Source organism: Streptomyces sp. NPDC034084 (assembly GCF_055575535.1).
In genome coordinates this window covers 407782-434393 of the sequence record NZ_JBVISK010000001.1, presented here as the reverse complement: position 1 = coordinate 434393, position 26612 = coordinate 407782, and the positions used below count along the sequence as shown (strand labels likewise).

General features: G+C 72.7%; 22 protein-coding genes. 9 read left to right on the top strand and 13 right to left on the bottom strand.

Annotated features, from left to right (window positions below; all coding sequences use genetic code 11):
• Nucleotides 1–37: 37 nt before the first annotated feature.
• Nucleotides 38–958, bottom strand: a complete 921-nt coding sequence (locus ACZ51I_RS01970) for a TIGR01777 family oxidoreductase (RefSeq protein WP_468870872.1) — start codon at nucleotides 956–958, stop codon at nucleotides 38–40.
• 38 nt (nucleotides 959–996) lie between these two features.
• Here ACZ51I_RS01970 and ACZ51I_RS01965 point away from each other — a divergent pair, with 38 nt between their 5' ends.
• A complete protein-coding gene (locus ACZ51I_RS01965) occupies nucleotides 997–1530 on the top strand; it encodes a GNAT family N-acetyltransferase (protein WP_468870871.1) in 534 nt (177 codons plus the stop codon).
• A gap of 75 nt (nucleotides 1531–1605) precedes the next feature.
• Here ACZ51I_RS01965 and ACZ51I_RS01960 read toward each other — a convergent pair whose 3' ends face one another.
• The gene (locus tag ACZ51I_RS01960; protein ID WP_468870870.1) at nucleotides 1606–2250 is read right to left on the bottom strand and encodes a TetR/AcrR family transcriptional regulator; all 645 of its coding nucleotides are present in this window, start codon (nucleotides 2248–2250) and stop codon (nucleotides 1606–1608) included.
• Nucleotides 2251–2384: 134 nt separating this feature from the next.
• Here ACZ51I_RS01960 and ACZ51I_RS01955 point away from each other — a divergent pair, with 134 nt between their 5' ends.
• Nucleotides 2385–3179, top strand: a complete 795-nt coding sequence (locus tag ACZ51I_RS01955) for an SDR family NAD(P)-dependent oxidoreductase (RefSeq protein ID WP_468870868.1) — start codon at nucleotides 2385–2387, stop codon at nucleotides 3177–3179.
• Nucleotides 3180–3197: 18 nt separating this feature from the next.
• Here the strand turns inward: ACZ51I_RS01955 and ACZ51I_RS01950 are convergent, their stop codons facing one another.
• The gene (locus ACZ51I_RS01950) at nucleotides 3198–3719 is read right to left on the bottom strand and encodes a DUF4240 domain-containing protein (RefSeq protein ID WP_468870866.1); all 522 of its coding nucleotides are present in this window, start codon (nucleotides 3717–3719) and stop codon (nucleotides 3198–3200) included.
• Between the two features lie 99 nt (nucleotides 3720–3818).
• Here ACZ51I_RS01950 and ACZ51I_RS01945 point away from each other — a divergent pair, with 99 nt between their 5' ends.
• Entirely contained in the window at nucleotides 3819–4739 is a 921-nt protein-coding gene (locus tag ACZ51I_RS01945; protein ID WP_468870865.1) for an SDR family oxidoreductase, read from the top strand.
• A gap of 30 nt (nucleotides 4740–4769) precedes the next feature.
• Here the strand turns inward: ACZ51I_RS01945 and ACZ51I_RS01940 are convergent, their stop codons facing one another.
• The 6 genes from ACZ51I_RS01940 to ACZ51I_RS01915 form a co-directional block, all read right to left on the bottom strand.
• A complete protein-coding gene (locus ACZ51I_RS01940; protein ID WP_468870864.1) occupies nucleotides 4770–5729 on the bottom strand; it encodes a helix-turn-helix transcriptional regulator in 960 nt (319 codons plus the stop codon).
• 40 nt (nucleotides 5730–5769) lie between these two features.
• Nucleotides 5770–8475: a pyruvate dehydrogenase (acetyl-transferring), homodimeric type gene (gene aceE, locus ACZ51I_RS01935; protein WP_468870863.1), complete on the bottom strand. Its 2706-nt coding sequence runs from the start codon at nucleotides 8473–8475 to the stop codon at nucleotides 5770–5772.
• A 303-nt stretch (nucleotides 8476–8778) separates the two neighbouring features.
• The gene (locus ACZ51I_RS01930; RefSeq protein ID WP_468870862.1) at nucleotides 8779–9402 is read right to left on the bottom strand and encodes a GntR family transcriptional regulator; all 624 of its coding nucleotides are present in this window, start codon (nucleotides 9400–9402) and stop codon (nucleotides 8779–8781) included.
• 115 nt (nucleotides 9403–9517) lie between these two features.
• Nucleotides 9518–11305, bottom strand: a complete 1788-nt coding sequence (gene sucB / locus ACZ51I_RS01925) for a 2-oxoglutarate dehydrogenase, E2 component, dihydrolipoamide succinyltransferase (RefSeq protein WP_468870861.1) — start codon at nucleotides 11303–11305, stop codon at nucleotides 9518–9520.
• 62 nt (nucleotides 11306–11367) lie between these two features.
• Entirely contained in the window at nucleotides 11368–12756 is a 1389-nt protein-coding gene (lpdA, locus tag ACZ51I_RS01920; RefSeq protein WP_086830968.1) for a dihydrolipoyl dehydrogenase, read from the bottom strand.
• 279 nt (nucleotides 12757–13035) lie between these two features.
• Complete coding sequence (locus ACZ51I_RS01915) at nucleotides 13036–14556, bottom strand: leucyl aminopeptidase (RefSeq protein ID WP_468870860.1); 1521 nt, start codon at nucleotides 14554–14556, stop codon at nucleotides 13036–13038.
• A gap of 304 nt (nucleotides 14557–14860) precedes the next feature.
• Here ACZ51I_RS01915 and ACZ51I_RS01910 point away from each other — a divergent pair, with 304 nt between their 5' ends.
• From ACZ51I_RS01910 to ACZ51I_RS01890, 5 genes are read left to right on the top strand one after another with little or no spacing between them, the layout of a single operon-like run.
• A complete protein-coding gene (locus ACZ51I_RS01910; protein ID WP_468870859.1) occupies nucleotides 14861–16945 on the top strand; it encodes a hypothetical protein in 2085 nt (694 codons plus the stop codon).
• A gap of 39 nt (nucleotides 16946–16984) precedes the next feature.
• A complete protein-coding gene (gene pelF / locus ACZ51I_RS01905) occupies nucleotides 16985–18517 on the top strand; it encodes a GT4 family glycosyltransferase PelF (RefSeq protein WP_468870857.1) in 1533 nt (510 codons plus the stop codon).
• The gene (locus ACZ51I_RS01900) at nucleotides 18514–19959 is read left to right on the top strand and encodes a hypothetical protein (protein WP_468870856.1); all 1446 of its coding nucleotides are present in this window, start codon (nucleotides 18514–18516) and stop codon (nucleotides 19957–19959) included. Before pelF ends, ACZ51I_RS01900 begins: the two co-directional genes overlap by 4 nt.
• Before the next feature lie 7 nt (nucleotides 19960–19966).
• Entirely contained in the window at nucleotides 19967–20587 is a 621-nt protein-coding gene (locus ACZ51I_RS01895) for a spherulation-specific family 4 protein (RefSeq protein ID WP_468870855.1), read from the top strand.
• A complete protein-coding gene (locus ACZ51I_RS01890; RefSeq protein ID WP_468870854.1) occupies nucleotides 20584–21372 on the top strand; it encodes an endo alpha-1,4 polygalactosaminidase in 789 nt (262 codons plus the stop codon). Before ACZ51I_RS01895 ends, ACZ51I_RS01890 begins: the two co-directional genes overlap by 4 nt.
• 21 nt (nucleotides 21373–21393) lie before the next feature.
• Here ACZ51I_RS01890 and ACZ51I_RS01885 read toward each other — a convergent pair whose 3' ends face one another.
• The gene (locus ACZ51I_RS01885; protein ID WP_468870853.1) at nucleotides 21394–22158 is read right to left on the bottom strand and encodes an adenosylcobinamide-GDP ribazoletransferase; all 765 of its coding nucleotides are present in this window, start codon (nucleotides 22156–22158) and stop codon (nucleotides 21394–21396) included.
• Between the two features lie 77 nt (nucleotides 22159–22235).
• On the opposite strand from ACZ51I_RS01885, the gene ACZ51I_RS01880 reads away from it, so the two are divergent.
• Nucleotides 22236–23003, top strand: a complete 768-nt coding sequence (locus ACZ51I_RS01880; protein ID WP_468870852.1) for a hypothetical protein — start codon at nucleotides 22236–22238, stop codon at nucleotides 23001–23003.
• Here the strand turns inward: ACZ51I_RS01880 and ACZ51I_RS01875 are convergent.
• From ACZ51I_RS01875 to cobT, 3 genes are all read right to left on the bottom strand, one after another.
• The gene (locus tag ACZ51I_RS01875) at nucleotides 22943–23653 is read right to left on the bottom strand and encodes a hypothetical protein (RefSeq protein ID WP_468870851.1); all 711 of its coding nucleotides are present in this window, start codon (nucleotides 23651–23653) and stop codon (nucleotides 22943–22945) included. The two genes, ACZ51I_RS01880 and ACZ51I_RS01875, sit on opposite strands and share 61 nt — an antisense overlap.
• Nucleotides 23650–25413, bottom strand: coding sequence for a phosphatidylglycerol lysyltransferase domain-containing protein (locus ACZ51I_RS01870; protein ID WP_468870850.1), 1764 nt, complete (start codon nucleotides 25411–25413; stop codon nucleotides 23650–23652). The genes ACZ51I_RS01875 and ACZ51I_RS01870 overlap by 4 nt, the downstream gene beginning before the upstream one ends.
• Nucleotides 25414–25520: 107 nt before the next feature.
• A complete protein-coding gene (gene cobT, locus ACZ51I_RS01865) occupies nucleotides 25521–26597 on the bottom strand; it encodes a nicotinate-nucleotide--dimethylbenzimidazole phosphoribosyltransferase (protein ID WP_468870849.1) in 1077 nt (358 codons plus the stop codon).
• Between the last annotated feature and the right edge of the window lie 15 nt (nucleotides 26598–26612).

The following is a 26612-nucleotide window of genomic DNA, read 5'->3' as shown; positions in this document are numbered from 1 at the left end:
TGACGAGGAGGGGGCGGCCCCGTCGGCGCCCCCGCCGTCAGTGCGCCGCCGCCCGGATCGCGTCGTCGATCGTCGGGAAGGCGAAGTCGAAACCGGTCTCCAACAACCGTCCCGGCAGCACCCGCTGACTGCCCAGCACATCCTGCGCGAAGTCGCCGAGGACGAGCCTCAGGGCCGGCGCGGGGACGGTGAAGAGGGTCGGGCGGCGCAGCACCCGGCCCATCGCCGCCGTCACCTCGCGGTTGGTGACGGGCTCGGGCGCCGTCAGGTTCACCGGACCCGAGAGGGACGGGGTGTCGACCAGGTGCCGCAGGGCGGCCACCTCGTCGTGGAGGGAGATGTACGACCAGTACTGGCGGCCGTCGCCCATCCGCCCGCCGAGCCCGGCCCGGAAGAGGGGGAAGAGCCGCCCCCACGCGCCGCCCTCGCGGGCCACCACCAGGCCCGTGCGGGCGTAGGTGACCCGGATGCCGGCCTCCTCGGCGCGGGCGGCCGCCGCCTCCCACTCCACGCAGACCGAGGGCAGGAAGCCCGTCCCGGCGGGGGCGCTCTCGTCCACCGCGCGCGTGCCGGTGTCCCCGTACCAGCCGAGCGCCGTGCCGCAGACCAGCGCCTCCGGCGGGTCGGCCAGCGAGGCGAGCGCCTGGGAGATCGCCGTCGTGCCGAGGACCCGGCTGTCCCGGATCTCCTTCTTGTGCGCCTCGTCCCAGCGGCGCTCGCCGACGCCGGCGCCCGCCAGGTGCACGACGGCGTCGACGCCGACGAGCCCGGCGGCGTCCACGTACAGCCGCTTCGGGTCCCATTCGACCTCGTCGGCGGTCCGGGCGGGGCGGCGGACGAGGCGGAGGACGTCGTGGCCGTCGGCGCGCAGGGAGCGGACCAGGGCCGAGCCGATGAGCCCGGAGGCGCCGGTGACGGCGACACGCTTGCGGGTGGCGGAACGCTGCATGGTCCCCATCCTGCCCTCCCCGGCCGGTGCGTGGCACAGTGGCCGCCATGTTCGAGCCGGAGACACAGACGGAGTCGGAGACGCCGCCAGGGACGCGGATACGGATACGTGCCGCGGTACCGGACGACGACGCCGCTCTCGCCGAGCTCGACCGGGCCACCTGGTCGACGCTCCACGCGGTGCAGCCCGCCCCCGTGCCGGGCGAGCCCTTCTTCGACGCGCGCCATCCGCCGGGGGACTATCTCGTGGCGGTGCGCGGCGGAACGGTCGTCGGGTACGTCCGGGTGGTCCCGCCGACCCCGCTCGCCGCCACCGCCCACGTACGCCAGATCCAGGGCCTCGCGGTGGCCGAGTCCGCCCGGGGCGAGGGCGTCGCCCGGAGGCTGCTGCGGGCGGCCATGGGCCGGGCCAGGGAGGAGGGCGCCGTACGGATCACCCTGCGGGTCCTCGGGCACAACGCGCCGGCCCGCGCGCTCTACGCCTCCGAGGGCTTCGTGGTCGAGGGGGTGCTGCCGGGGGAGCTGTTCCTCGCCGGAACGTACGTGGACGACGTCCTCATGGGCCGCTCGCTCCTCGCCTGACGCGCTCCGATGGGCCGCTCGCTCCCCGCCTGACGCGCTCCGGTGGGCCGCTCGCTCCTCGCCTGACGCCCTCCGTCACGCCTCCCGCAGCAGCCTCATCCCGCCCATCAGTTCGCGCAGGCAGCGGACCGCGAGGGTGGCCGGTGCGCCCTCTCCGTGCTCCGTTGCCTCCGTCTCCGCCCAGCTCTCCAGGGCGATCCGGATGGCGTCGGTGGCCGCCGCCGCCGCGAGCCGTACCTCCAGCGGGTCGGCGTCAGGTCCCGCGAGTCCGGCGACGACCTCGCGCAGCCGCTCCTCGGACTCCTGGTTGACCCGGTACCAGACGGCCCGGAGGGCGGGGTCCTCGGCGGCGGCCCGCAGCAGTCCGCGCGTCCAGCGCAGGCCCTCCGCCTCCGCCCCGGTCTCCGGGGTGAGCGACGCGGCGATCGAGCGCTCCAGAGCCTCGGGCAGGCCCGCGCCCGGTTCCGTCGCCGCGAGGAGCTCCCGCCAGCGGTCGGCGCCGCCCGCGAGGAGCGGGGCGACGGCGTCCTGCTTGGAGCGGAAGTAGCGGTAGAAGGTGCGCAGGGCGACACCGGCCCGCTGGGCGATGTCCTCGGCCGTGGTGCCGTCGGGGCCGCGCTCGGTGAAGAGCTCGGCGGCGGCGCGGGCGATGTCCAGCTGGGTGGCGGCCTTGCGGCGCTCCGTGAGGGAGGGGGGTGGAGGGGGTGTCTTGTCGCTCACCCCACGAAGCGTACGCCTGCGGCTGCCGAACGTGCATGACGTGCAGGTGTGGCAAAACGTGCCACGTGGGCGTACGGTGGCGTGCGCTTCCCCAGCGTTTCCCCGGAAAGCCCGACATCGAGAAGGTGGCCGCCATGACCCAGCCGACCCGTTACGAAGGACGCCGCGCCCTCATCACCGGCGGGGGCTCCGGCATCGGCCAGGCGACCGTCCTGCGCATGCTGGCCGAGGGAGGCAGGGTCGTCGCCGCCGACGTCAGCGAGGACGGCCTCAAGGACACCGCGGCCAAGGCCGGCGAAGCCGCCGACCGCCTCACCACCGTCGTCCTGGACGTCGCCGACGAGGACTCCGTACGGGCCGGCGTCGCCGCCGCCGTCGAGGCGCTCGGCGGCCTGGACGTCCTGGTCAACGCCGCCGGCATCCTGCGGTCCTCGCACACCCACGAGACGAGCCTGGACTCCTTCGAGCAGGTGATCCGGATCAACCTCACCGGCACCTTCCTCGTGATCCGCGAGGCGATACCGGCGCTCCTGGAGGGCGACGGCTCGGCCGTCGTGAACTTCTCCTCCACCTCCGCGATGTTCGCCCACCCCTACATGACCGCCTACGCGGCCAGCAAGGGCGGCATCCAGTCCATGACGCACGCGCTCGCCGCCGAGTACGCCAAGCAGGGCATCCGCTTCACCGCCGTCCAGCCCGGCTCCATCTCCTCCGGCATGACCGACGGCACCGGCGCCAGCCGCCAGAGCGTCGGCCCCGGCCTCCCCGAGGACGCCGACCTCTCCCTCTTCATGAAGCTCGCCCCCGCGCTCGGCCAGGGCTTCGCGGGCCCCGAGACCGTCGCCGGCGTCGTCGCCATGCTCGCCTCCGAGGACGGGAGGTTCATCACCGGCACCGAGGTCCGCATCGACGGCGGCACCCACTTCTGACGCGCCCAGGACCCCGGGTCACCCCGAACCGAAGCGCTCCCACAGCCGGGGGAAGCGGGCCGCGAGCACCTCGTCGTCCTCCAGGTCGAAGGGGGTGCCCAGCGGCTCCCCGCCCGGCATCGGAATGCCCAGGTCCGGGGTCTCGGCGCCGGTCAGCCGCTCGTACGCCTCGTCCGCCGCGAAGCCGATCTCCTCGCCGTCCCCGTCGATCTCCACGTCGAAGTCGCCGAGCAGCTCCGCCAGCGCGTCCGGATCGTGCACCCCGCCCTCGTACACCTCCCGGCCCTGGCCGATCAGCCAGCAGCGGAACGAGTCGAAGGTCTCCTCGCCCGCCCCGTCGAAGAGCACCGCCGCGACGCCCCACAGATCCCAGAGGTACGCGCGGTTGAAACGGGCCTCGAAATGGCGCGCGTAGTCGAGCACCGAGTCGGGGTCCAGCCGGGTCAGCCGCTCCACGAGCAGATCGGCCTGCTCCTCGGGGTCGCCCTCGGCTTCCTCGCGGCTGGCGTCGATGAGCTCCCAGAACTCGGTCTCGTCCATCACCGCTCCAGCATCACGGCTCGCGGAGTCCGACGCACCCGGAAAGCCCGAAAGGAATCCGGACAGAAGATGTCGGGTTTTTCTGCCAGCCTGGTGATCATGACATCTGAGACCGCACCTCTCCACGGACGCGTATGCCTGGTCGCCGGGGCCACGCGGGGCGCCGGACGGGCCATCGCCGTCGAGCTAGGCGCCGCCGGAGCCACCGTCTACGCCACGGGCCGCACCACCCGCGACAAGCTCAGCGAGGTCGGCCGGGCCACCGAGACCATCGAGGAGACCGCCGAACTGGTGACGGCCGCCGGCGGCGAGGGCATCGCGATCCCCACCGACCACCTGGAGCCCGAACAGGTCCGCGCCCTCGTCGACCGGATCGACCGGGAGCGGGGGCGGCTCGACGTCCTCGTCAACGACGTCTGGGGCGGCGAGCACCTGGTCACCTTCGGGAAGAAGACCTGGGAGAACGACCTCACCGGCGGTCTCAGGATGCTCGAACTCGGCGTGCGGACCCACGCCATCACCTCGCACTTCGCGATCCCGCTGCTGATCCGCAACCCCGGCGGCCTCGTCGTCGAGATGACCGACGGCACGGCCGCGTACAACAACACCCGATACCGCGAGAACCTCTACTACGACCTCACCAAGAACGCCCCGATCCGGATGGCGTTCGGCCTCGCGAAGGAGCTGGAGGAGTTCGGCGGCACCGCCGTCGCCGTCACGCCCGGCTGGCTCAGGTCGGAGCAGATGCTCGCCGGCTTCGGTGTCACGGAGGAGAACTGGCGCGACGCCACCGAGAAGATCCCCGACTTCGGCGTCTCGGAGTCGCCGGTGTACGTCGGCCGGGCCGTCGCCGCCCTCGCGGCCGACCCCGACCGGCACCGCTGGACCGGTCAGTCCCTCTCCAGCGGGGATCTCGCCAAGGAGTACGGCTTCACCGACGCCGACGGCTCCCGCCCGGACGCCTGGGGCTACATCGTCGCGGGCGAGACGGGGAAGCCGGACGTGGCCGACTACCGGTGACCTGTGGACCGGTGACGTGAGGACCGGCGGCTACCGGTAGCGCTCGGCCGTGCGCCGCGCGGCCTCAGCGAACCGCTCGCGCAGGGAGGCGGGGGCAAGGACCTCCGCCTCCGGGCCGAGGCCGAACAGCTGGCCGAAAGCCACCTCCTCGCTCTCCACCCGGAGCGTCACGGTCACCCGTCCCCCCTCGGCCACCCCCGCCGCGAGCGCCTCCTCGGCCGCGGTCCGGTCCGTCACGAAGGGCAGCCTGGCCGACCCCGCCTCCGTCAGCCGCAGGACGACCTCGGCGCGCAGGATCGACCGGGCGAACTCGGCCGCCCGTTCCTCCCAGAACGCGGACAGGTCGAAGCCCTCCTCCCGCGCGAATCGCTCCCCGCCGACCGCGACCGCCGTGAAACGGTCCACCCGGTACGTACGGAACGAGACGCCGGCCCGGGCGCAGACGTACCAGACGCCCGCCTTCAGGACGAGTCCGTACGGCGCGAGTTCGCGCTCCACCTCGGAGTCACCGCGCCGGTAGCGGGCCCGGATCAGCAGGTCGCCCCAGACCGCCTCCGCGATCGGAGCGAGCAACTCCGGCGTCTCCGGCTCCTGGTACCAGCCAGGGGCGTCCAGATGGAAGCGCCGCGCCGCCGCGGAGGGGGCGTCGCGCAGCGAGGGCACCAGGGCCGCGCTGACCTTCAGCCGGGCCGAGGAGGCCGCGTCCGCGAGCCCCATGTCCCGCAGCGCGCCCGGGAGCCCCGACAGGAACAGCGCCTCCGCCTCGCCGCGCTCCAGACCCGTGAGGCGCGTACGGTACCCGCCGACGAGCCGGTACCCGCCGGCCCTGCCCCGGTCCGCATACACCGGAACCCCCGCCTCCGAGAGGGCGAGGGCATCACGGGTGACGGTCCGCTCGGACACCTCCAGCTGCTCGGCCAGTTCGGCCGCCGTCATCGAAGGACGGGACTGGAGCAGCAGGACCATCTTGATCAGTCGGGCGGCACGCATGAACCCATCATGCGTGCCCGCGCCGACAACCGGTCGCGGCCTACAGGCCGTAGCGCTCGCGCGCCTCCTTCACGGCCGACGCCTGGACCTCGCCGCGGCGGGCGAGCTGGGCCAGGGCCGCGACGACGATCGACTGGGCGTCGACGCCGAAGTGGCGGCGCGCCGCGTCGCGGGTGTCCGAGAGACCGAAGCCGTCGGCGCCCAGCGAGGTGTAGTCCTGCTCGACCCACTGCGCGATCTGGTCCGGGACCTGGCGCATGTAGTCGGAGACCGCGAGGACCGGGGAGTCGACACCCTCCAGGGCCCGGCGGATGTACGGCACCCGCTCCTCGCCGCGCAGCAGCGCCGCGTCCGCCTCCAGGGCGTCGCGCCGCAGCTCCGTCCAGGAGGTCGCGGACCACACGTCGGCGGCCACGCCCCACTCGGCCGCGAGCAGCTTCTGCGCCTCCAGGGCCCAGTGGATGGCCGTACCCGAGGAGAGCAGCTGGATCCGCGAGGGGTTCGCCGGAAGGTCGAGACCGGCCGACTCCGCCGTGTTGAAGCGGTAGAGGCCCTTGACGATGCCCTCGTCGATCCCGGCCGGCTTGGCCGGCTGCGGCATCGGCTCGTTGTAGACGGTGAGGTAGTAGAAGACGTTCTGGTCCTCGCCCTCGGCGGCCTCGCCGTACATCCGGCGCAGACCCTCCTTGACGATGACCGCGACCTCGTAGGCGAACGCCGGGTCGTACGTCAGCGCCGCCGGGTTGGTGGCCGCGATCACCGGGGAGTGGCCGTCGGCGTGCTGGAGGCCCTCACCGGTCAGGGTCGTACGGCCGGCGGTGGCACCGACGAGGAAGCCGCGGCCGAGCTGGTCGCCGAGCTGCCACATCTGGTCGGCGGTCCGCTGCCAGCCGAACATCGAGTAGAAGATGTAGAACGGGATCATCGCCTCGCCGTGCGTGGAGTACGCGGTGGAAGCGGCGATGAAGTCGGCCATCGAACCGGCCTCGGTGATGCCCTCGTTCAGGATCTGGCCGTTGACGGCCTCCTTGTAGTACATCAGCTGGTCGCGGTCGACCGGCTCGTACGTCTGGCCCTTCGGCGAGTAGATGCCGAGCGAGGGGAACAGCGACTCCATACCGAAGGTACGGGCCTCGTCCGGGACGATCGGGACCCAGCGCCTGCCGGTCTCCTTGTCGCGGATCAGGTCCTTGATGAGCCGTACGAACGCCATCGTCGTGGCCATCGACTGCGAGCCGGAGCCCTTGTCGAACGCGGTGAACGCCTTGTCGGCCGGGGCCGGCAGCGGGGCGAGCGGGTGGGTGCGGCGGGCCGGGGCCGGGCCGCCGAGGGCCGCGCGGCGCTCCTGGAGGTAGCGGACCTCGGGGGAGTCGGCGCCGGGGTGGCCGTACGGCACCTGTCCGTCGACGAACTGCGCGTCGGAGATCGGGAGTTCGAGAAGGTCACGCATGTTCTTGAACTCGTCCGTCGTGAGCTTCTTCATCTGGTGGTTCGCGTTCTTCGACGCGAAGCCCTCACCCAGGGTGAAGCCCTTGACGGTCTGCGCCAGGATGACCGTCGGCGCGCCCTTGAACTCCAGGGCGGCCTTGTACGCGGCGTACACCTTGCGCGGCTCGTGACCACCGCGGGAGAGGTGGAAGCACTCGATGATCTTGTCGTCGCTGAGCAGCTTCGCCATCTCGACGAGCGCCGGGTCCTTGCCGAAGAAGTCCTGGCGGATGTAGGCGGCGTCGCGGGTCTGGTACGTCTGGACCTGCGCGTCCGGCACCTCGCGGAGGCGGCGGACGAGGGCGCCGGTGGTGTCGAGCGCGAACAGCTCGTCCCAGGCGTTGCCCCACAGGGACTTCACGACGTTCCAGCCGGCGCCGCGGAACTGGGCCTCCAGCTCCTGCACGATCTTGAAGTTGGCGCGGACCGGGCCGTCGAGGCGCTGCAGGTTGCAGTTGATGACGAAGGTCAGGTTGTCCAGACCCTCGCGGGCCGCCAGGGCGAGGGCCGCGGTCGACTCGGGCTCGTCCATCTCGCCGTCACCGAGGAACGCCCACACGTGCGAGGCGGAGACGTCCTTGATGGCGCGGTTGGTCAGGTAGCGGTTGAAACGCGCCTGGTAGATCGCGGAGAGCGGGCCCAGACCCATGGAGACGGTGGGGAACTCCCACAGCCAGGGGAGGCGGCGCGGGTGCGGGTAGGAGGGCAGGCCGTTGCCGCCGGACTCCTGCCGGAAGTTGTCGAGGTGGGCCTCGTTCAGCCGCCCGTCGAGGAAGGCGCGGGCGTAGATGCCGGGGGAGGCGTGACCCTGGATGTAGAGCTGGTCGCCGGAACCGTCGGCTTCCTTGCCCTTGAAGAAGTGGTTGAAGCCGGTCTCGTAGAGCCAGGCCGCGGAGGCGAAGGTGGCGATGTGGCCGCCGACGCCGTGCTTGGAGCCGCGGGTGACCATCGCGGCCGCGTTCCAGCGGTTCCACGCGGTGATCTTCCGCTCCATCTCCTCGTCGCCGCCGAACTCGGTGACCGAGGGCTCGGCGGAGGTGGGGATGGTGTTGACGTAGTCCGTCTCCAGGAGCTTGGGCAGGGCCAGGCCCGCGCCCTCGGCGTGCTGGAGGGTGCGACGCATCAGGTAGGCGGCCCGGTGGGGGCCGGCGGCCTTGGTGACGGCGTCCAGGGAGGCCGCCCACTCGGCGGTCTCCTCGGTGTCACGGTCCGGGAGCTGGTCGAGCTCGCTCGGAATCTTGCCTACGGGATCGGTCATGATCGCCGCCTTCCGGACAGGTGGGGGTGGAGATAAGGGGGCCTTGTCTGGCAGGACAGGGCGAAGGGCCGGGTGACGGCCCGCCGAAGACTGTAAACCGGCGATCGATGATCGATCAAAGGGTTGAAGCGGAAAACCTCTTCAGATCGAGAAAGTCGGCACAGGGTGCCAGGGCAAAGGGCACCCGGTGCCTTGTTTTCTGGCCTGTTTTCGCAGGTGAGGCCGGTGGAATGAGGGCGGGCCCGCACGAATGAGCGGGCCCGCTGGTGGGGCGGACCCGCTCACTGTGCGTACAGTCGTGGTTCAGGCGCGCGGCGCGCAGCCCAGCACGTGCGCCTTCACCAGGGCGCCGATGTTCGGGTCGCCCCGCCGGAAGGCCTCCACCAGCTCCTGGTGCTCCTCCGCGTATGACTTCTGGACCGTGCCCAGCCAGCGGATCGACAGGGCGGTGAAGACCTCGATGCCGAGCGTCTCCCAGGTGTGCAGCAGCACCCCGTTCCCGGCGGCCTTCACCAGCTCCCGGTGGAAGGCGACCGTGTGCCGGACCTGCGCCGTCCCGTCCGACGCCGCGTCCGCCTCGTACAGCGCCGCCACGTGCGGCTCCAGGGCCGAGCAGTCGGCCGCGAGCCGCCTGGCCGCCAGCTCGGCCGCGATCTGCTCCAGACCGGCCCGGACGGGGTAGCTCTCCTCCAGGTCGGCCGCGGTGAGGTTGCGGACGCGGACGCCCTTGTTGGGTGCCGACTCGATCAGCCGCAGCGACTCCAGCTCGCGCAGGGCCTCGCGGACGGGCGTCTGGGAGACCTCGAGCTCGGTCGCGATCCGGCGCTCCACGATGCGCTCGCCCGGCTTCCAGCGGCCGCTGACGATCCCCTCCACGATGTGCTCGCGGATCTGCTCGCGCAGCGAGTGGACGACGGGGACGGTCATGAAGCGGCTCCTCCGGGAGTGTTGACCCCTAGACAATACGGCGGCGCCCCCGTCCGGAAACACTTCCGGACGGGGGCGCCGCAGGTGAGGCTCGTTACGTTGCGCCTCGGGGGACTCAGAGACCGAGGTCGACCTCGAACTCGCCGGCCTCCAGGATCGCCTTGACGGCCGTCAGGTAACGGGCGGCGTCGGCGCCGTCCACCAGACGGTGGTCGTAGGACAGCGTCAGGTAGGTCATGTCGCGGATGCCGATGACGGTGCCCTCGGCGGTCTCGATGACGGCCGGACGCTTGACCGTGGCACCGATGCCCAGGATGGCGACCTGGTTCGGCGGCACGATGATCGTGTCGAACAGCGCACCGCGCGAACCGGTGTTGCTGATCGTGAAGGTCGCACCGGACAGCTCGTCCGGCGTGATCTTGCCGGCGCGGACCTTGCCGGCCAGGTCGGCGGTGGCCTTGGAGATGCCGGCGATGTTGAGGTCGCCCGCGCCCTTGATGACCGGGGTCATCAGGCCCTTCTCGGAGTCGACGGCGATGCCGATGTTCTCCGAGTCGAAGTACGTGATGGTGCCCTCGTCCTCGTTGATCCGGGCGTTGATGACCGGGTGGGCCTTCAGCGCCTGGGCCGCCGCCTTCACGAAGAACGGCATCGGGGAGAGCTTGACACCCTCACGGGCGGCGAAGGCGTCCTTCGCCCGGGCGCGCAGCTTCATCAGCTTGGTGATGTCGACCTCGACGACCGAGGACAGCTGGGCCTGGCCGTGCAGCGCCTTCATCATGTTGTCGCCGATGACCTTGCGCATGCGGGTCATCTTGACGGTCTGGCCACGCAGCGGGGAGGCCTCCAGGGCGGGGGCCTTCGGCGCGGCGGCGGCCGGAGCGGCGGCGGGGGCCGGGGCGGCCTTCTTGGCCTCGGCGGCCGCGAGGACGTCCTGCTTGCGGATGCGACCGCCGACGCCGGAGCCCTTGACCGACGCCAGGTCGACACCGTTCTCGGTGGCGAGCTTGCGGACCAGCGGGGTCACGTACGCGCCGTCCTCGGCGGGAGCCGCCGGGGTGGCCGGAACCGGGGTGACCACGGCGGGGGCGATCGACGGGGCGGCGGCGGCCGGGGCCGGAGCCGGGGCGGGCGCCGGAGCCGGAGCGGCCGGAGCGGGCGCCGGAGCCGGGGCGGCCGGAGCGGCGGCGGGAGCCGGAGCGGGGGCGGCGGCCGGAGCCGGGGCGGCCGGGGCGGCGGCGGGGGCCGGGGCGGCACCCGCGGCGCCGATGACGGCCAGCTTGGCGCCGACCTCGGCGGTCTCGTCCTCGCCGACGACGATCTCCAGGAGAACGCCGGAGGCGGGGGCGGGGATCTCGGTGTCGACCTTGTCCGTGGAGACCTCGAGCAGCGGCTCGTCGGCCTCGACGGTCTCGCCGACCGACTTCAGCCAGCGGGTGACGGTGCCCTCGGTGACGGACTCGCCGAGCGCCGGCAGGACGACATCGGTGCCCTCGGCGGAACCGCCACCGGCGGTCGCCTCGGCCGTCGGAGCCGGAGCCGGCTCCTGGACCTCGGTGGACGGGGCGGCCTGCGGGGCCTCGGGGGCCGGAGCCGGAGCGGCCTCGGCAGCGGGGGCCGGAGCGGCCTCGGCGGCCGGAGCGGCCTCGGCGGCGGGGGCGCCGGAGCCGTCGTCGATGATCGCGAGCTCCGCGCCGACCTCGACGGTCTCGTCCTCGGCGACCTTGATGGAGGCCAGGATGCCCGAGGCGGGGGCGGGGATCTCGGTGTCGACCTTGTCGGTCGAGACCTCGAGCAGCGGCTCGTCGGCCTCGACACGCTCACCCTCGGCCTTGAGCCAGCGGGTGACGGTGCCCTCGGTGACGCTCTCGCCGAGCGCCGGCAGGGTTACGGAAACCGACATGGTTTCAGTTGCTCCTAACGAATTGCGGAATGTGGTCGTCGCGCCCTGTGATGACGTGAGCGTCAGTCGTGGGAGTGCAGAGGCTTGCCGGCCAGGGCCAGGTGGGCCTCGCCGAGCGCCTCGTTCTGCGTCGGGTGGGCGTGGATGAGCTGCGCGACCTCGGCCGGCAGCGCCTCCCAGTTGTAGATCAGCTGCGCTTCGCCGACCTGCTCGCCCATGCGGTCACCGACCATGTGGACGCCGACCACGGCACCGTCCTTGACCTGGACGAGCTTGATCTCGCCCGCGGTCTTGAGGATCTTGCTCTTGCCGTTGCCCGCGAGGTTGTACTTCAGGGCGACGACCTTGTCCGCGCCGTAGATCTCCTTGGCCTTGGCCTCGGTGATGCCGACGGAGGCGACCTCGGGGTGGCAGTACGTCACCCGCGGCACGCCGTCGTAGTCGATCGGCACGGTCTTCAGGCCCGCGAGCCGCTCCGCGACGAGGATGCCCTCGGCGAAGCCGACGTGCGCGAGCTGGAGCGTGGGGACGAGGTCGCCCACGGCCGAGATCGTCGGCACGTTGGTACGCATGTACTCGTCGACCAGGACGTAGCCGCGGTCCATCGCGACGCCCTGCTCCTCGTAACCGAGGCCGGCGGAGACCGGGCCGCGGCCGATGGCGACCAGGAGGACCTCGGCCTCGAAGGTCTTGCCGTCGGCCAGGGTGACCTTGACGCCGTTGTCGGTGTACTCGGCGGACTGGAAGAAGGTGCCGAGGTTGAACTTGATGCCGCGCTTGCGGAACGCGCGCTCAAGAAGCTTCGAGCTGTTCTCGTCCTCGACCGGTACGAGGTGCTTCAGGCCCTCGATCACCGTCACGTCGGTGCCGAAGGACTTCCACGCGGAGGCGAACTCGACGCCGATGACGCCGCCGCCGAGGATGATCGCGGACTCCGGGACCCGGTCCAGGGTCAGCGCGTGGTCCGAGGAGATGATCCGGTTGCCGTCGATCTCCAGACCGGGCAGGGACTTCGGCACGGAACCGGTGGCCAGCAGGACGTGACGGCCCTCGACGCGACGGCCGTCCACGTCGACGGAGGTCGGGGAGGACAGGTGGCCGGTGCCCTCGATGTACGTCACCTTGCGGGAGGCGACGAGACCCTGCAGACCCTTGTACAGGCCCGAGATCACGTCGTCCTTGTACTTGTGCACGGCCTTGATGTCGATGCCCTCGAAAGAGGCCTTGACACCGAACTGCTCCGCCTCGCGCGCCTGGTCGGCGACCTCGCCGGCGTGGAGCAGGGCCTTCGTCGGGATGCAGCCGTTGTGCAGGCAGGTGCCGCCGAGCTTGTTCTTCTCGATCAGTGCGACGTCCAGGCCCAGCTGCGCTCCGCGCAGCGCCGCGGCGTAACCGCCGCTACCGCCGCCGAGAATCACTAGGTCGAAAACGGTGCTGGCGTCGTTCGCCACGTCACGTCCTCCATGCATGTGCGCTCGTCGCCGGTCGTCGACGACCTGGCGGCGGCTGGTGTCCGGCCGCTTTATTTCGGCCCTGTGGTGGGGGCCCTGTCCTGCCGAGAACCCATCTTCGCACTTGTTGACGGGCGGCGGGACGCGGGGCCGGTGTGTGAGACCGGCCGATCGTCCGTACGCACCCTTGATCAGCGTGTACGAACGTACGGATTTCGTCGCGGGCGAACGGTACGGTCCCGGGGGCGGTGCCCCGGGGCCGTACCGTCACCGCACCGCTCAGAGCTCGCCGGCGGCCGTGCGCTCGGCCAGCTTCACCAGGGTGCGCACCGAGGAGCCGGTGCCGCCCTTCGGGGTGTAGCCGTACGGCGCGCCCTCGTGGAAGGCCGGGCCCGCGATGTCCAGGTGGGCCCAGGTGATGCCCTCGCCCACGAACTCCTGGAGGAAGAGACCGGCGACCAGGCCGCCGCCCATCCGCTCGCCCATGTTGGCGATGTCGGCGGTGGGGGAGTCCATGCCCTTGCGCAGGTCCGCCGGGAGCGGCATCGGCCAGGACTGCTCGCCGACCTCGTCCGCGATCTCGTGGATCGCGGTCCGGTAGTCGTCGTCGTTGGCCATGATGCCGAAGGTGCGGTTGCCGAGCGCCAGGACCATCGCGCCGGTCAGGGTCGCGACGTCGACGATCGCGTCCGGGTGCTCCTCGGAGGCCCGGGTCAGCGCGTCGGCGAGGACGAGCCGGCCCTCGGCGTCGGTGTTCAGGACCTCGACGGTCTTGCCGCTGTACATGCGCAGGACGTCACCCGGGCGGGTGGCGGAGCCGGACGGCATGTTCTCCGCGAGGGCGAGCCAGCCGGTGACGTTGACCTCCAGGCCGAGGCGGGCCGCGGCGACGACGGAGGAGAACACGGCGGCGGCGCCGCTCATGTCGCACTTCATCGTCTCGTTGTGGCCGGCCGGCTTCAGGGAGATGCCGCCCGAGTCGTAGGTGATGCCCTTGCCGACCAGGGCGAGGGTCTTCTCGGCCCTCGGGTGGGTGTAGGCGATCCGGACCAGGCGGGGCGGGTTCACCGAGCCGGCGCCGACGCCGAGGATGCCGCCGTAGCCGCCCTTGGCGAGCGCCTTCTCGTCGAGGATCTGGACCTTGAGGCCGTGCTCCTTGGCGGCGGCCTGGGCGGCGGCGGCGAAGGCGGCCGGGGTCAGGTCGTTCGGCGGCTGGTTGATCAGGTCGCGGGCGCGGTTGATCTCCTCGGCGACGGCCTGGGCGCGCTCGGCGGCGGCCTTGAAGGCCTTGTCGCGCGGCTTGGCGCCGAGCAGGGCCACCTCGGCGAGGGGCTTCTTCGCGTCCTTGTCCTTCGCGTCCGGGGCCGCCTTGTACGCGGTGTAGGCGTACGCGCCGAGCAGGGCGCCCTCCGCGATGGCGGCGGCGTCCTCGGCGGTGACGATCGGCAGCGCGAACGCGGCCTTCTTGCTGCCGGTGAGGACGCGGGCGGCGGTGCCGGCGGCGCGGCGCAGGGTCTCCGCGTCGAAGGACTCGCCGTCCTCGGGGGCGGCGCCCAGGCCGACGGCCAGGACGACGGGGGCCTTGAGACCGGCGGGGGCGGGCAGCTTCGTCGCCTCACCCTCGGCACCCGAGGCGCCCAGGGTCTCCAGGACGGCGGCGAGCCGGCCGTCGAAGGCCTTGTCGACGGCCTCGGCGCCCGGGGCGGCGACCAGCGTCTTCCCGGACCTCGCGACGCCGACGACGAGGGCGTCGGCGCGCAGCGTCGCCGCGCCGGCAGTGCTGAGAGTGAGAGCAGTCACGGTGGTGAAATCTCGCTTCCATTGAGTTCTGTGGCGGTCGAGGGATGGGCCGACCGTGCCCGCCGCATCGTATTTCGGCCCGGAGAGCGCCGAGAACGAGCCTACGCTCGCTCAACCCGTTCGCTCACGGCGGCGGTGATTCACTCATCCGTGGTGTCTCTTTCATGTTTACCCTTCCGGCCTCTGTCACCCGGTCACACTCGCCTCAGTCACGCAAGGACGACACACCGTCCTTCGCCTCATCTGCGACATCTCCACGGGACCCGCCGGTTCGGGCGGGTCCCGTCGAGGGGGGACACCAGCCATGGACTCCGGCCGAATCCGTACGCCCAGAACCGCACCCCGCGCCGCCCGCACCGCACCCCGCACGGGCCGGATCGCGGCTCTCGCCGCCGCCGCGCTGCTCGCCACCGTCGTCCCCTCCGCGCAGGCCGTCGCCGCGACGGCGCCCCGCGTGGACCTCACCGTCCTCGTCGTCGACGACGGCGGCAGCGCGGTCGGGGCGATCACCGCCGAGCTGAAGGGCTCCGGCGTCCCGTACCGGACGATCGACCTCGCCGACCCGAACCGGCCGGTGCTCGACCCGGCCTTCCTCAGCGACACGGTCGACGGGCGGCCCCGCGCCAAGTACCAGGGCGTCGTCCTGCCCCACGAGAGCGCCTTCGGCCCCGACTCCGCCGAGGCCACCGCCCTCCAGGCGTACGAACGGACCTTCGGGATCCCCCAGGTCGACGCGTACACCTGGTCCCACCCCGGCGTCGGCCTCGACTACACCGACCAGGGCGGCTGGTCCGGCGTCCTCGACGGGACCACCGCGGGCGTCACCGACGCCGGGCGGGCGGGCCCCTTCCGGTACCTCGCCGGCGCGCTCACCTTCGAGGACAACGACCCCTCGATCGCCGAGAGCTACGGCTACGCGGGCCGCCCCCGCGCCGGCTACACCAGCTACCTCGACGTGCCCCTTCCCGGTGGTGGCGGCCGGGCCAGCCTCGTCGGCGAGTACGCCGCCGACGGACGCCGCGAACTCGTCGTCACCTTCGCCTACAACCAGTACCAGCGGCAGTTCCGCGCCCTCGCCCGAGGCATCGTCGACTGGCTCACCCAGGGCGTCCACCTCGGGCAGAGCCGCAACTACCTCTCCGTCCACGTCGACGACGTCTTCGCCCCGGACGCCCGCTGGGACGCAACGCTCAACTGCACCCCCGGCGACTTCGACTGCGCCGGCGACGACGGAGAGGGCGTCAACCCGATCCGTATGACCGCCGCCGACGCCCAGTACGCCGCCGCCTGGCAGAAGGCCTCCGGCTTCACCCTCGACATGGTCTACAACGGCGGCCAGGGCGAGCAGTGGAAGACCGAGCACGGCGGCACCGACCCGCTCACCGACCGGCTCGTCGCCGACCGCGCCCAGTACCGGTGGATCAACCACACCTACACCCACCCGTTCCTCGGCTGCGTCCAGGACAACAGCGTCGTCCCCTGGAGCTGCGCCAAGGACACCGCCGGCAACACCCTCTGGGTCAGCCGCTCCGAGCTCTCCGCGCAGATCCGCGACAACCACGCATGGGCCGTCGCCAAGGGCATCTCCGTCGACCGCTCCGAACTCGTCACCGGCGAGCACTCCGGTCTGAGGACGCTGCCCCAGCAGCCCGTCGACAACCCCAACCTCGCCGGCGCCCTCGCCGACAACGGCGTGAAGTGGACCGCGAGCGACAACTCCCGCGAACCCCAGCAGCGCCCGGTGGGGACCGGCGCCGCGAAGACCGTGCCCCGCCACCCGATGAACGTGTACTACAACGTGGGCACCGCCGCCGAGATGGCCGACGAGTACAACTGGATCTACACCTCCCGCGCCGACGGCGGCAGCGGGATCTGCGAGTCCAACCCCGCCTCCACCTGCCTGCCCGCCCCGCTCCCCACGGCCACCGGCTACGCCGGCCACATCGTGCCGCAGGAAGCCCGCACGGCCCTCTCCCACGTCCTGGGCAACGATCCCCGGCCGCACTACGTGCACCAGTCCAACCTCGCCGAGGAACGCCTCCTGTACCCCGTCCTCGACCGCGTACTGGCCGACTACCGGGCCCTGTTCGCGGCGAACGCCCCCCTGGTCAACCCGGCCCAGCGGGACGTCGGCACCGAACTGAACCGCCGCGCCGCCTGGGACCAGGCCGTCGCCGCCGGCAAGGTCACCGCCTACCGCGTCGGCACCGCGGTCACCGTCAAGGCGCCCTCCGGCGTCGCCGTGCCCCTCACCGCCCCCGAGGGCACCCGCAAGAAGCTCCTCCTCGGCACCACCGCCTTCGGGGCGCCCTACGCGGGCACCCGCTCCGCCTGGACCACACCCGAACCGCTCCAGACCGCCGTCACCCTGACGCTCCCGACCGTCTGACCAGCACGCCCGACCTGCACGTCCTGGGGGGAACCGTTCATGCCGAGCCGTGGCCGTCACGTCACCATGCTCACCGAAGGCACCTATCCGCATGTCCACGGCGGCGTCAGCACCTGGTGCGACCAGCTCGTCCGCGGCATGCCCGAGGTCGACTTCGAGATCCTCGCCCTCACCGGCAGCGGCCGTGAACCGGTCACCTGGGAGCTGCCGCCCAACGTCACCCGGCACACCGCCTACCCCCTCTGGGGATCCCCGCAGGGTCCGGCCGTGCGCCGGCCCCTGCGCGGGCGCGAACGCCGCCGCTTCCTCGACGCCTACGAGCGTCTCCTGCTCGCCCTCCTCGACCCCGAGGCGGGCTGCGACTTCGGCACCGGCTTATTCGAACTCGCCGAACTCGCCCGGCAGGGACGGCTCACCGCCGCCCTCCGCTCCGAGCGGGCCCTGCGCTCCCTCATGTGGATCTGGACCATGCCGCACCTGCCGACCCTGGCGGCCAGGCCCACCGTCCACGACGCCCTCACCGCCACCGACCTGCTGGAACACGCCCTGCGCCCGCTCGCCGCCCGGATATCCAGCGGCGGCGTGGCGCACGCCGTCTCCAGCGGCCTCGCCACCCTGCCGGCGCTCACCGCGCAGCACTTCGAAGGGGTGCCCTTCCTGCTCACCGAACACGGCATCTACCTCCGTGAGCGTTACCTCGGCTACCGCACCGAAGCACAACGCTGGCCCGTCAAGGCCCTCATGCTCGGCTTCTACCGCGAGCTCAACACCCTCGGCTACCGCAAGGCCGACCTCATCACCCCCTGCAACCAGTACAACCGGCGCTGGGAGGAGCGCGGCGGCGCCCCCGCCGACCGCATCCGCACCGTCTACAACGGCGTCGACCCGGCCCTCTTCCCCGAAGCCGGACCCGAACCCGAGACACCCACCCTCAGCTGGTGCGGCCGCGTCGACCCCATCAAGGACCTGGAGACCCTGATCCGGGCGTACGCGATCTGCCGCGCCGAACTTCCCCCGCTCAGGCTCCGGTTGTTCGGCCCGGTCCCGTCCGGCAACGAGGACTACCTGACCCGCCTGGAGAAGCTCGCCGCCGAACTGGGCGTGGCCGACGGCGTCTCCTTCGAGGGCCGGGTCAGCGACGTCCCCTCCGCCTACGCCGCCGGCAGCGTCGTCATGCTCTCCTCCATCAGCGAGGGCTTCCCCTTCTCCCTCATCGAGGCCATGTCCTGCGGCCGCGCCACCGTCTCCACCGACGTCGGAGGCGTACGGGAAGCGGTCGGCGACACCGGGATCGTCGTCCCGCCCCGCGAACCGGCCGTCATGGCCGCCGCCGTCTCCAGCCTCCTCCAGGACGGCGCCCGCCGCGCCGAACTCGGCCGCCGCGCCCGGCAGCGGGTCATCGACGAGTTCACCCTGCACCGCTCGGTGGACGGCTTCCGGCAGATCTACCGCGAACTGGCGGGCGCCCGCGAACCGCGCCCGGCCCCGCTGCCCCAGGAACCCCTGCGCCTCAGCATTCCCTCCCCGCGCCGCACCTCCCCGGCCCTCGTCCCCGGAGGCACCCCGGCATGAGCGGCTCCCTCTGGCTCAAACCCCCGACGACGCGGACCCCGCTCCCCGGGATCCCGCGTCCACGGCGGGAGGACCACGCGCTGCACGCCACACCCCCGGCCCCCGCCGGAGACGAGCTCGCCGCCGATCCGCTCGACGAACTCGCCGAGCGGCTCGACGGGTTCGCCGCCGCCGCCGTGCACCCGGACGAGATCGCCGCGATCCTCGAGTCCGACGGCATGACCGACGAGCACATCCGGCTCGTCTACGGCCGCGACGACTCCTTCTCCCTCGCCGAGGACCTCTACGCGCGCGTGGAGCGGCGCCACCCCGAACCGTCCGCGCCGCCCGCCCCCGCCTGGCACAGCGAGCTCGCGGGCTGTCTCCTGCGCGGACTCGTCTTCGCCTTCCCCGGCCTGGCGTACGTGCTGGCCGCGCCGCTGCTCGCCGGGGAACACGGCCGGTTCGGTCTCCCCGCCGGAACCGTCCCCCTCCTCGCCGGGGCCGTCACCGGCTGGGTGTGGAACCAGGCCCTCGCCCACCGCGCGTACACCTGGCTCGGGCTCGGCGACCGGCCCGCCGCCGCCCGCGCCCTGCTCACCGGCGCCCCGGCCGGCGCCCTCGCCGGGACGGCCGTCGCCCTCGCGAGCGCCGGGCCGGGCGAGATCCCGGCCGCCGTCTTCGCCGCCGGGCAGTCGCTCTACCTCGCCGCCGCGACCGTGCTCCTCGTCCTCGGCCGCGAACGGGCCCTGTTCTGTGCCCTGCTGCCGCTCGCCGGCGCGGTCCCGGCCTTCCGCTGGGACCTGCCGGACGCGCTGCGCGCCGGGCTGCTCCTCGCCTCCCTCGCCGCGTCCGTCGCCTTCGCCGCGTCCGTGCTCCGGCCGGACCTGCTGCGGGGCGCCGGAGGCCGCGGCGGCCCTCCGCGCGCCGCCTCCCTCCCGTACGGACTCTTCGGCCTCGGCAGCGGACTGCTCGTCCTCCACGCGGGCGTGGGCGACACGCTGGTGAGCGGGGCGGGGGCGGTCGTCGCGCTCACCCTCTCCATGGGGCCCGCCGAGTGGCTCCTGCACCGCTTCCGGGGCGAGAGCCTGACCCGGCTGCGGACCCTCACCACCGCCCGCGGGTTCCGCCGGGCCGTCACCGGCACCCTCGTGCTCTGCCTCGGCGGCTACCTCGGCGTCCTCCTCGCCCTCACCCTCACGACGACCCTGCTCTGGCCCGGGGCGCCCTGGCCGACGCTCCCGCGCCTGGTCACCCTGCTCCTGATCGGAACCGTGCTCTGGCTCGGGCTGCTGCTCCAGGCCTTCGGCGCGGTGCTCAGCGCCGCCACCGTCTGCCTCCTCGCGGCGGCGGCGCAGACCGTGGAACCGGCGGCGGCCCCGGTGGCCGCCGGGGGAGCGGCGGCGGTGCTCGCCGCCCTGACCTGTGCCCTACTGGTACGACCGACCGCCCACCGGCCCTAGGGATGCCATGACGAACATCTCCCTCCTGGTGCCGTACTACGAGCACCCCGCCGAACGCCCCGAGGCCTGGTCGGCCCTCGTCGACGCGGCGCCGTCCCTGTACGGCGTCGTGCTCAACCCGGCGAGCGGCGCCGGCGAGGCGCCCGACCCGGCGTTCGCCGAGGCCGCCGGGCGCCTGCGGGCAGCCGGGGCACGGGTCCTCGGCTATGTGGACACCGCCTACGGGCGCCGCCCGCAGGCCGAGGTCGTCGCCGAACTGATACGCCACCGCGACTGGTACGCCGCCGACGGCGCCTTCCTGGACCAGGTGGCGACCGCGCCCGCCGCCCTCGCCCACTACCGCCGCGTCGCGGTCGCCGCCCGGGCCGCCGGGGCCGGGACGCTCGTCTTCAACCACGGCGCCCACCCGGACCCGGGCTACGAGGCCCAGGCCGACCTCCTCGTCACCTTCGAGGGCCCCTGGGACACGTACCGGACCCTCGACCTGCCGGTCGCCGCCCACTACTGCCACCTCGTCTACGCGGCCCCCGCCGACTTCCGCCCGGCCACCCCCGTGCACTGCGCGGTCCCCGGCACCGGCACCCACCCCTGGGGCACCCTTCCACACCCCCTGGAGCCCGCCCGATGAGACGACCGCTCCCGCTCCTCGTGGGGCTGCTGCTCCTCGCCACGGCCTGTACGGCGGCGCCCGAGCCGGATCCGAAGCCCAGGCAGGACCGCTGGCGCCCGGCGCCGGGCCTCGCCTGGCAGTGGCAGCTCAGCGGCAGGCTCGACCCGGCCGTCGACGTCCCGGTGTACGACATCGACGGCTTCGACCACCCGGTCGCGACGGTCGCCGACCTCCACCGCCGGGGCCGCAAGGTCATCTGCTACCTGTCCACCGGCGCCTGGGAGGACTTCCGGCCCGACGCCGGACGGTTCCCGAAGGCCCTGCTCGGCAGGGGCAACGGCTGGGAGGGCGAGCGCTGGCTCGACATCCGCCGCACCGACCTCCTCGGCCCCCTGATGGCGGAGCGCCTCGACATGTGCCGGGACAAGGGCTTCGACGCCGTCGAACCCGACAACATGGACGGCTACGAGAACCGCACCGGCTTCCCCCTCACCGCCGCGGACCAGCTCCGCTACAACCGTCTCATCGCCGCGATGGCCCACGAGCGGGGCCTCGCCGTCGGCCTCAAGAACGACCTGGACCAGATCCCGAAGCTGCTCCCGGACTTCGACTTCGCGGTCAACGAGCAGTGCGCGCAGTACGACGAGTGCGGAAGCCTCACCCCGTTCGTCGCGGCGGGCAAGGCCGTCTTCCACGTCGAGTACGAGCTGACGACGGACCGCTTCTGCCCGCAGACCGGGAAGCTGGGCCTCAGTTCCATGCGGAAGCGGTACGAGCTGGACGCCTGGCGCCGGCCCTGTTAGGAGTCGCCGAGGCCGGAACGGTCACCCCAGGGTCAGCGCGACCAGCGTCACCGTCGCCGCCGTCTCCTCCACCGCGCCGAAGACGTCGCCCGTCACCCCGCCGAAGCGCCGTACGCACCGTCGGAGCAGCAGCGCCGCCGCCCCGAGGCCCGCGCCCGCCGCCAGGACGTCGCGGACGGCGTCGTACGGGGAGAGGAGGAGGCCCGTCGCGGCGCAGAGGACCAGGACCAGGGCGGTCGTGAGGGTCGCGGAGCGGGTCGGGACCGTCGCCGCGACGATCGCGCCGAGGCCCTCGGGCCGGGCCGCCGGGACGCCCTGGCGGGAGGCGTGGGTGAGGGCGAGCCGGGCCACGGTGGCGGCGAGGGCCGCGCCGGCGGTGCCGCGCGCCCAGCCCTCCCCGTACAGCTCGGACACCGCGGCGACCTGGGCGAACAGGACGAGGACCAGGGAGATGACGCCGAACGGGCCGATGTCCGACTGCTTCATGATCCGCAGCGCGTCCTCGGCCGGCTTGGCGCTGCCGAGCCCGTCGGCGGTGTCCGCGAGTCCGTCGAGGTGGAGGCCCCGGGTGAGCAGGGCGGGGACGGCGGTGGCGACGACGGCGGCGAGGAGCGGGCCCGCGCCGAGCAGCAGGAGCAGACCGCCGGCCGCGGCGGAGCAGAGCCCGACGACGAGACCCGCGAGCGGGGCGCAGAGCATGCCGGCGCGCGCCGCGTCCCGGTCCCAGCGGGTGATGCGGGCGGGGAACACGGTGAGGGTGCCGAAGGCGAAACGCAGGCCGTCCATCCGGGCAGGGTAATCGCCGCCTCCGGACGGTAGATTGCGCGTACCGCGCATACCGTGCATTCCGGAAGGGGGGTGGCATGGGTCACTGGTTCTCCCGGAACATCGTCGAGCCGGGCAAGCTCCCGATGCTGCTCGCGCTGACCTCCTTCGTCCTGACGTTCCTGGTCACCCGTACCGTCACCCGGCTCATCCGGGCGGGGAAGGGCCCCTTCCGGAACGTCTCCTCCGGAGGAGGCCTGCACATCCATCACGTCGTGCCGGGCGTGGTCCTCACCGTCATCGGCGGGTTCGGCGCGGTGGGCAGCGACCGGCACGGCATCGGCGGGGCCGTCTTCGCCGTCGTCTTCGGAATCGGCGCCGGGCTCGTCCTGGACGAGTTCGCGCTCATCCTCCATCTCGACGACGTGTACTGGTCGGAGGACGGCCGCAAGAGCGTCGAGGTCGTCGTGCTCACCGCCGCCCTCGTGGGCCTCGCACTCAGCGGCTTCTCACCACTCGGCGTGAACGACATGACGCCCGGCGAACGCCAGGACCGGGTCACCTTCCTCCTCACCCTGGCGCTGAACTTCCTCCTCATCCTGGTGACCCTGGTGAAGGGGAAGTTCCGGATGGCCGTGATCGGCGTCCTGGTCCCGTTCGTGGCGATCGTCGGCGCCGTCCGGCTGGCCCGCCCCGGCTCCTGGTGGTCCCGGCGCTTCTACCGCCGCCGCCACCGGGCCAGGGCCCGCTCCCGGATCCGTACGTACCGCCACGACCGGCGCTGGACCAAGGTGCGGCGCCGCGTTCAGGACCTGATCGGCGGTTTCCAGGAGCGCGTCCCCGGGCGGGGCTCGACGCCCTCCTGACCCCGGCCGCGCCAGGCCTGGACCGCGATCAGGACGAGCACGGCGGCGATCGCCGCGAGGTGCTCCTTGCCCGCCAGGTTCGCCTTGATCATCACCTCGACGACCATCGCGACGACCACGAGCGCTCCCGTCCAGTACGCCCGGTAGCGCCAGCAGACGTACACGGCGAGGCCGACCACCGCGGCCGACGGGCCCGTGTCGACGACCTGCGCGTCGGAGGCGGGCAGCCCGAAGGGGCTGTCCGGGCCGAGGGCGATGCCCACGCGCGCGTAGAGCGTGCCGGCCAGGGTGGCGAGGTACGCGACACCGAGCGTCCGCCACCGCCCGAGGCAGATCTCGGCGATCCCGAACACCAGCAGGACCTGCGCGAGGGCGCCCCACACGGGCAGGTCGAGCGCGGGGACGAACAGCGAGAGCGGGGTCCGGGGCAGCGCGAGCCACAGGGGGTCCACGGCCCGTACCGAACCGATGTCCTGGACCGGCTGATAGCCCCAGTCCTGGTTCTGCACGACCTGGAACAGGGCGGTGAGGCAGACGGCGGCCAGCGTCATCGGGACCGCCCGCCACCTCCTGGTGACGAGCGCCGTCCGCACGGTGGTGAACAGCGGCCCCCACTCACGGCGGGCGAACCCCCTGACGGAGCGTCTCAACGGCCGCTCTCCAGATGCCGGCGGTGCAGCCACTTCGGCAGCCCCGGGGCTTCCAGGAAGCCCTCGGCGCGGCCGGCGGCGAGGCCGATGCGCAGCAGGTCGGCGCTCTTCTCGAAGAGCATGAATCGGGGCTCCCAGATCGGTCGGTACTTGGCGTTGGCGCGGTACAGCGACTCGATCTGCCACCAGCGGGAGAAGAAGCTGAGCAGCGAACGCCACATGCGCAGCACGGGCCCCGCCCCGAGCTTCGAGCCACGTTCGAAGACGGAGCGGAACATCGCGAAGTTGAGCGAGACCTGGGTGATCCCGATCTCCTCGGCGCGCTGGAGGAGTTCGATGACCATGAACTCCATCAGGCCGTTCTCGGAGTCCCGGTCACGGCGCATCAGATCCAGCGAGAGCCCCTTCGGCCCCCAGGGGACGAAGGACAGCAGGGCCCGCAGCTCGCCCTGCCCGTCGGTGCACTCCAGCATCACGCAGCGGCCGTCGCGCGGGTCGCCCAGCCGGCCGAGCGCCATCGAGAAACCGCGCTCGGTGGCCCCGTCCCGCCAGTCGTCCGCCTTGCGGAGCAGCTCGGCCATCTCGTCGGCGGGGATGTCCTCGTGGCGCCGGATCCGGACCTCGTACCCCGCCCGCTTCACCCGGTTGAAGGCCTGCCGGACCGTCCGCATGGCCCGGCCGTCCAGGGTGAACTCGTCGGTCTCCACGATGGCCTCGTCACCCAGCTCCAGGGCGTCCAGACCGTGCCGGCCGTAGATGACCCCGGCCTCCTCGCTCGCGCCCATCACCGCCGGGATCCAGCCGTGCTCGCGGGCCTCGGCGAGCCAGGGCTCGATCGCGCCGGGCCAGGCCTCGGGGTCGCCGATCGGGTCGCCCGAGGCGAGCGAGACCCCGCCGACCACCCGGTAGGCGATGGCCGCCTTCTCGCTCGGCGACCACACGACGCTCTTCTCGCGGCGCAGCGCGAAGTAGCCGAGCGAGTCGCGCTCCCCCTGCTTGTCGAGCAGGAGCCGCAGCCGCTCCTCGTCCTCCTCGGTCAGCGGGTCGACGGCCCGCCGGGAGCGGAAGGCGGCGAAGAGCACCGCGAAGAGCAGCAGCGTGGACATCACGTTGATGGTGACGTCCACCCAGCCGGGAGTGCGGATGCCGGTGAAGCCGGAGTCGTCGGAGGCCAGCGTGACCAGCCGCATCAGGCCGTACTTCCAGCGGTCCAGAAAGGTGGACCGGCCGGTGGACTCGTTGGTGACGGTCACCAGGACGGCGGCGAGCAGCGAGGTGACGAGCAGTCCGCCGACCGCCACCCCCGCCGCCAGCTTCGGGTTGGAGCGGTCGCCCTTCGCGTAGAACTCCTTGCGGCCGACCAGCAGCGCGAGCACGAAGCCGGCGGTGAGGACCAGGGAGATCCAGTTCTGGGCGTGCTGCCGGATCTCCGGGAAGAACATCACGAGGGCGAACAGCAGCAGGAACAGACCGCTGAGCACCAGGTTGAGGATCCACGCGGCCCGCTTGCGGCGCCGCATCGTGATCGCCAGGAAGAGCGTGAAGACCCCCGAGGCGAAGCCCGCGGTGAGCATGTACGGGGTGAAGTAGTCGTCCTCGTTGTGGCGGCGCAGGTCCTGCCCGAACGAGACCCAGACGGCGCTCAGGAAATTGATGAACGTGACGACACGCAGGTACCAGACGGCGAACGCGGCGCCGCGCCGCGAACGGGCGGTGGTGCCCCGGGGTGCTGCTTCGGCAGACAAGCGGACTTCTCCCATGAAAAGCGATCATATGGGGCGGTTCTTGCCGTACGGAGACGCCGGAGGCGGTCACGCGCGCGTCGCGCGTGGCCGCCCCGGAGTCGGTCGTTCCGTCCCGCCCGTGCTCAGGCCTCGGCAGCGCCGGCGGCGTCCGGAGTGGTCGGATCCGGACGCTCGGGCAGCTCGGCGGCGAAGGCCGCCGCGGCCTGGACGAGGGGGAGTGCGAGCAGTGCCCCGGTTCCCTCACCCACATGGACGCCGTGATCGAGCAGCGGGTTGAGCGCCATCCGGTCCAGCGCCTTCGCCTGCGCCGGCTCCCCGCTCACCTGACCCGCGAGCCACCAGTCCGGCGCCCGGAACGCCGCCCGCTGCGCCACCAGCGCGCACGCCGCGCCCACCACACCGTCCAGGATCACCGGCATCCGGCGCACCGAGGCCTGGAGCAGGAAACCGGTCATCGCCGCCAGGTCCGCCCCGCCGACCGCCGCGAGCAGCTCCAGCTGGTCGCCCAGGACCGGCCGGGCCCGCCGCAGCGCGTCGCGGATCGCCGCGCACTTGCGCATCCACGCCAGATCGTCGATCCCGGCACCGCCCCGGCCCGTCACCACCGAGGCGTCCGTCCCGCACAGTGCCGCGACCAGCGTGGACGCCGGAGTCGTCCCGCCGACGCTCAGATCCCCGAGGACCACCAGATCGGTGCCCGAGTCCGCCTCCTCGTCGGCGATCGCGATGCCCAGCCGGACCGCCGCCTCGGTCTCCTCGACCGTCAGCGCGTCCGCCACGTCGATCCGGCCGCTGCCGCGCCGCACCCGGTGGCGCACCACGTCGGCGGGCAGCAGCTCCGGATCACAGTCCAGGCCGGCGTCCACGACCCGTACCGGCACGTCCATCGAGCGGGCGAGCACCGCCACCGGACTCACCCCGTCCAGCACCGCGCGCACCAGCTCGTACGCCGTGCCCGCCGCGCGCCCCGACACATCGAGCGAGGCCACCCCGTGGTCGCCCGCGAACAGCACGACCTTCGGCTGCTCGATCGCCCGCACCTTGACCGAGGCCTGCGCCGCGGACAGCCACTCGCCCAGCTCGTCCAGCCGGCCCAGCGCCCCCGGCGGCACGGTCAGCCGCTCCCGGCGCTCCTCGGCGTCACGCCGTATCCCGCCGTCGGGGCGCTCGATCAGATCGGAGAAGTCGTCCAGGTTCACGGGTTCCGCCTAGTG

Coding starts and splice junctions, on each gene's coding strand:
- ACZ51I_RS01970 (WP_468870872.1), bottom strand. CDS start 958: ATGGGGACCATGCAGCGTTCCGCCACCCGCAAGCGTGTCGCCGTCACC.
- ACZ51I_RS01965 (WP_468870871.1), top strand. CDS start 997: ATGTTCGAGCCGGAGACACAGACGGAGTCGGAGACGCCGCCAGGGACG.
- ACZ51I_RS01955 (WP_468870868.1), top strand. CDS start 2,385: ATGACCCAGCCGACCCGTTACGAAGGACGCCGCGCCCTCATCACCGGC.
- ACZ51I_RS01950 (WP_468870866.1), bottom strand. CDS start 3,719: ATGGACGAGACCGAGTTCTGGGAGCTCATCGACGCCAGCCGCGAGGAA.
- ACZ51I_RS01945 (WP_468870865.1), top strand. CDS start 3,819: ATGACATCTGAGACCGCACCTCTCCACGGACGCGTATGCCTGGTCGCC.
- ACZ51I_RS01940 (WP_468870864.1), bottom strand. CDS start 5,729: ATGCGTGCCGCCCGACTGATCAAGATGGTCCTGCTGCTCCAGTCCCGT.
- aceE (WP_468870863.1), bottom strand. CDS start 8,475: ATGACCGATCCCGTAGGCAAGATTCCGAGCGAGCTCGACCAGCTCCCG.
- ACZ51I_RS01930 (WP_468870862.1), bottom strand. CDS start 9,402: ATGACCGTCCCCGTCGTCCACTCGCTGCGCGAGCAGATCCGCGAGCAC.
- sucB (WP_468870861.1), bottom strand. CDS start 11,305: ATGTCGGTTTCCGTAACCCTGCCGGCGCTCGGCGAGAGCGTCACCGAG.
- ACZ51I_RS01910 (WP_468870859.1), top strand. CDS start 14,861: ATGGACTCCGGCCGAATCCGTACGCCCAGAACCGCACCCCGCGCCGCC.
- pelF (WP_468870857.1), top strand. CDS start 16,985: ATGCCGAGCCGTGGCCGTCACGTCACCATGCTCACCGAAGGCACCTAT.
- ACZ51I_RS01900 (WP_468870856.1), top strand. CDS start 18,514: ATGAGCGGCTCCCTCTGGCTCAAACCCCCGACGACGCGGACCCCGCTC.
- ACZ51I_RS01895 (WP_468870855.1), top strand. CDS start 19,967: ATGACGAACATCTCCCTCCTGGTGCCGTACTACGAGCACCCCGCCGAA.
- ACZ51I_RS01890 (WP_468870854.1), top strand. CDS start 20,584: ATGAGACGACCGCTCCCGCTCCTCGTGGGGCTGCTGCTCCTCGCCACG.
- ACZ51I_RS01885 (WP_468870853.1), bottom strand. CDS start 22,158: ATGGACGGCCTGCGTTTCGCCTTCGGCACCCTCACCGTGTTCCCCGCC.
- ACZ51I_RS01880 (WP_468870852.1), top strand. CDS start 22,236: ATGGGTCACTGGTTCTCCCGGAACATCGTCGAGCCGGGCAAGCTCCCG.
- ACZ51I_RS01870 (WP_468870850.1), bottom strand. CDS start 25,413: ATGGGAGAAGTCCGCTTGTCTGCCGAAGCAGCACCCCGGGGCACCACC.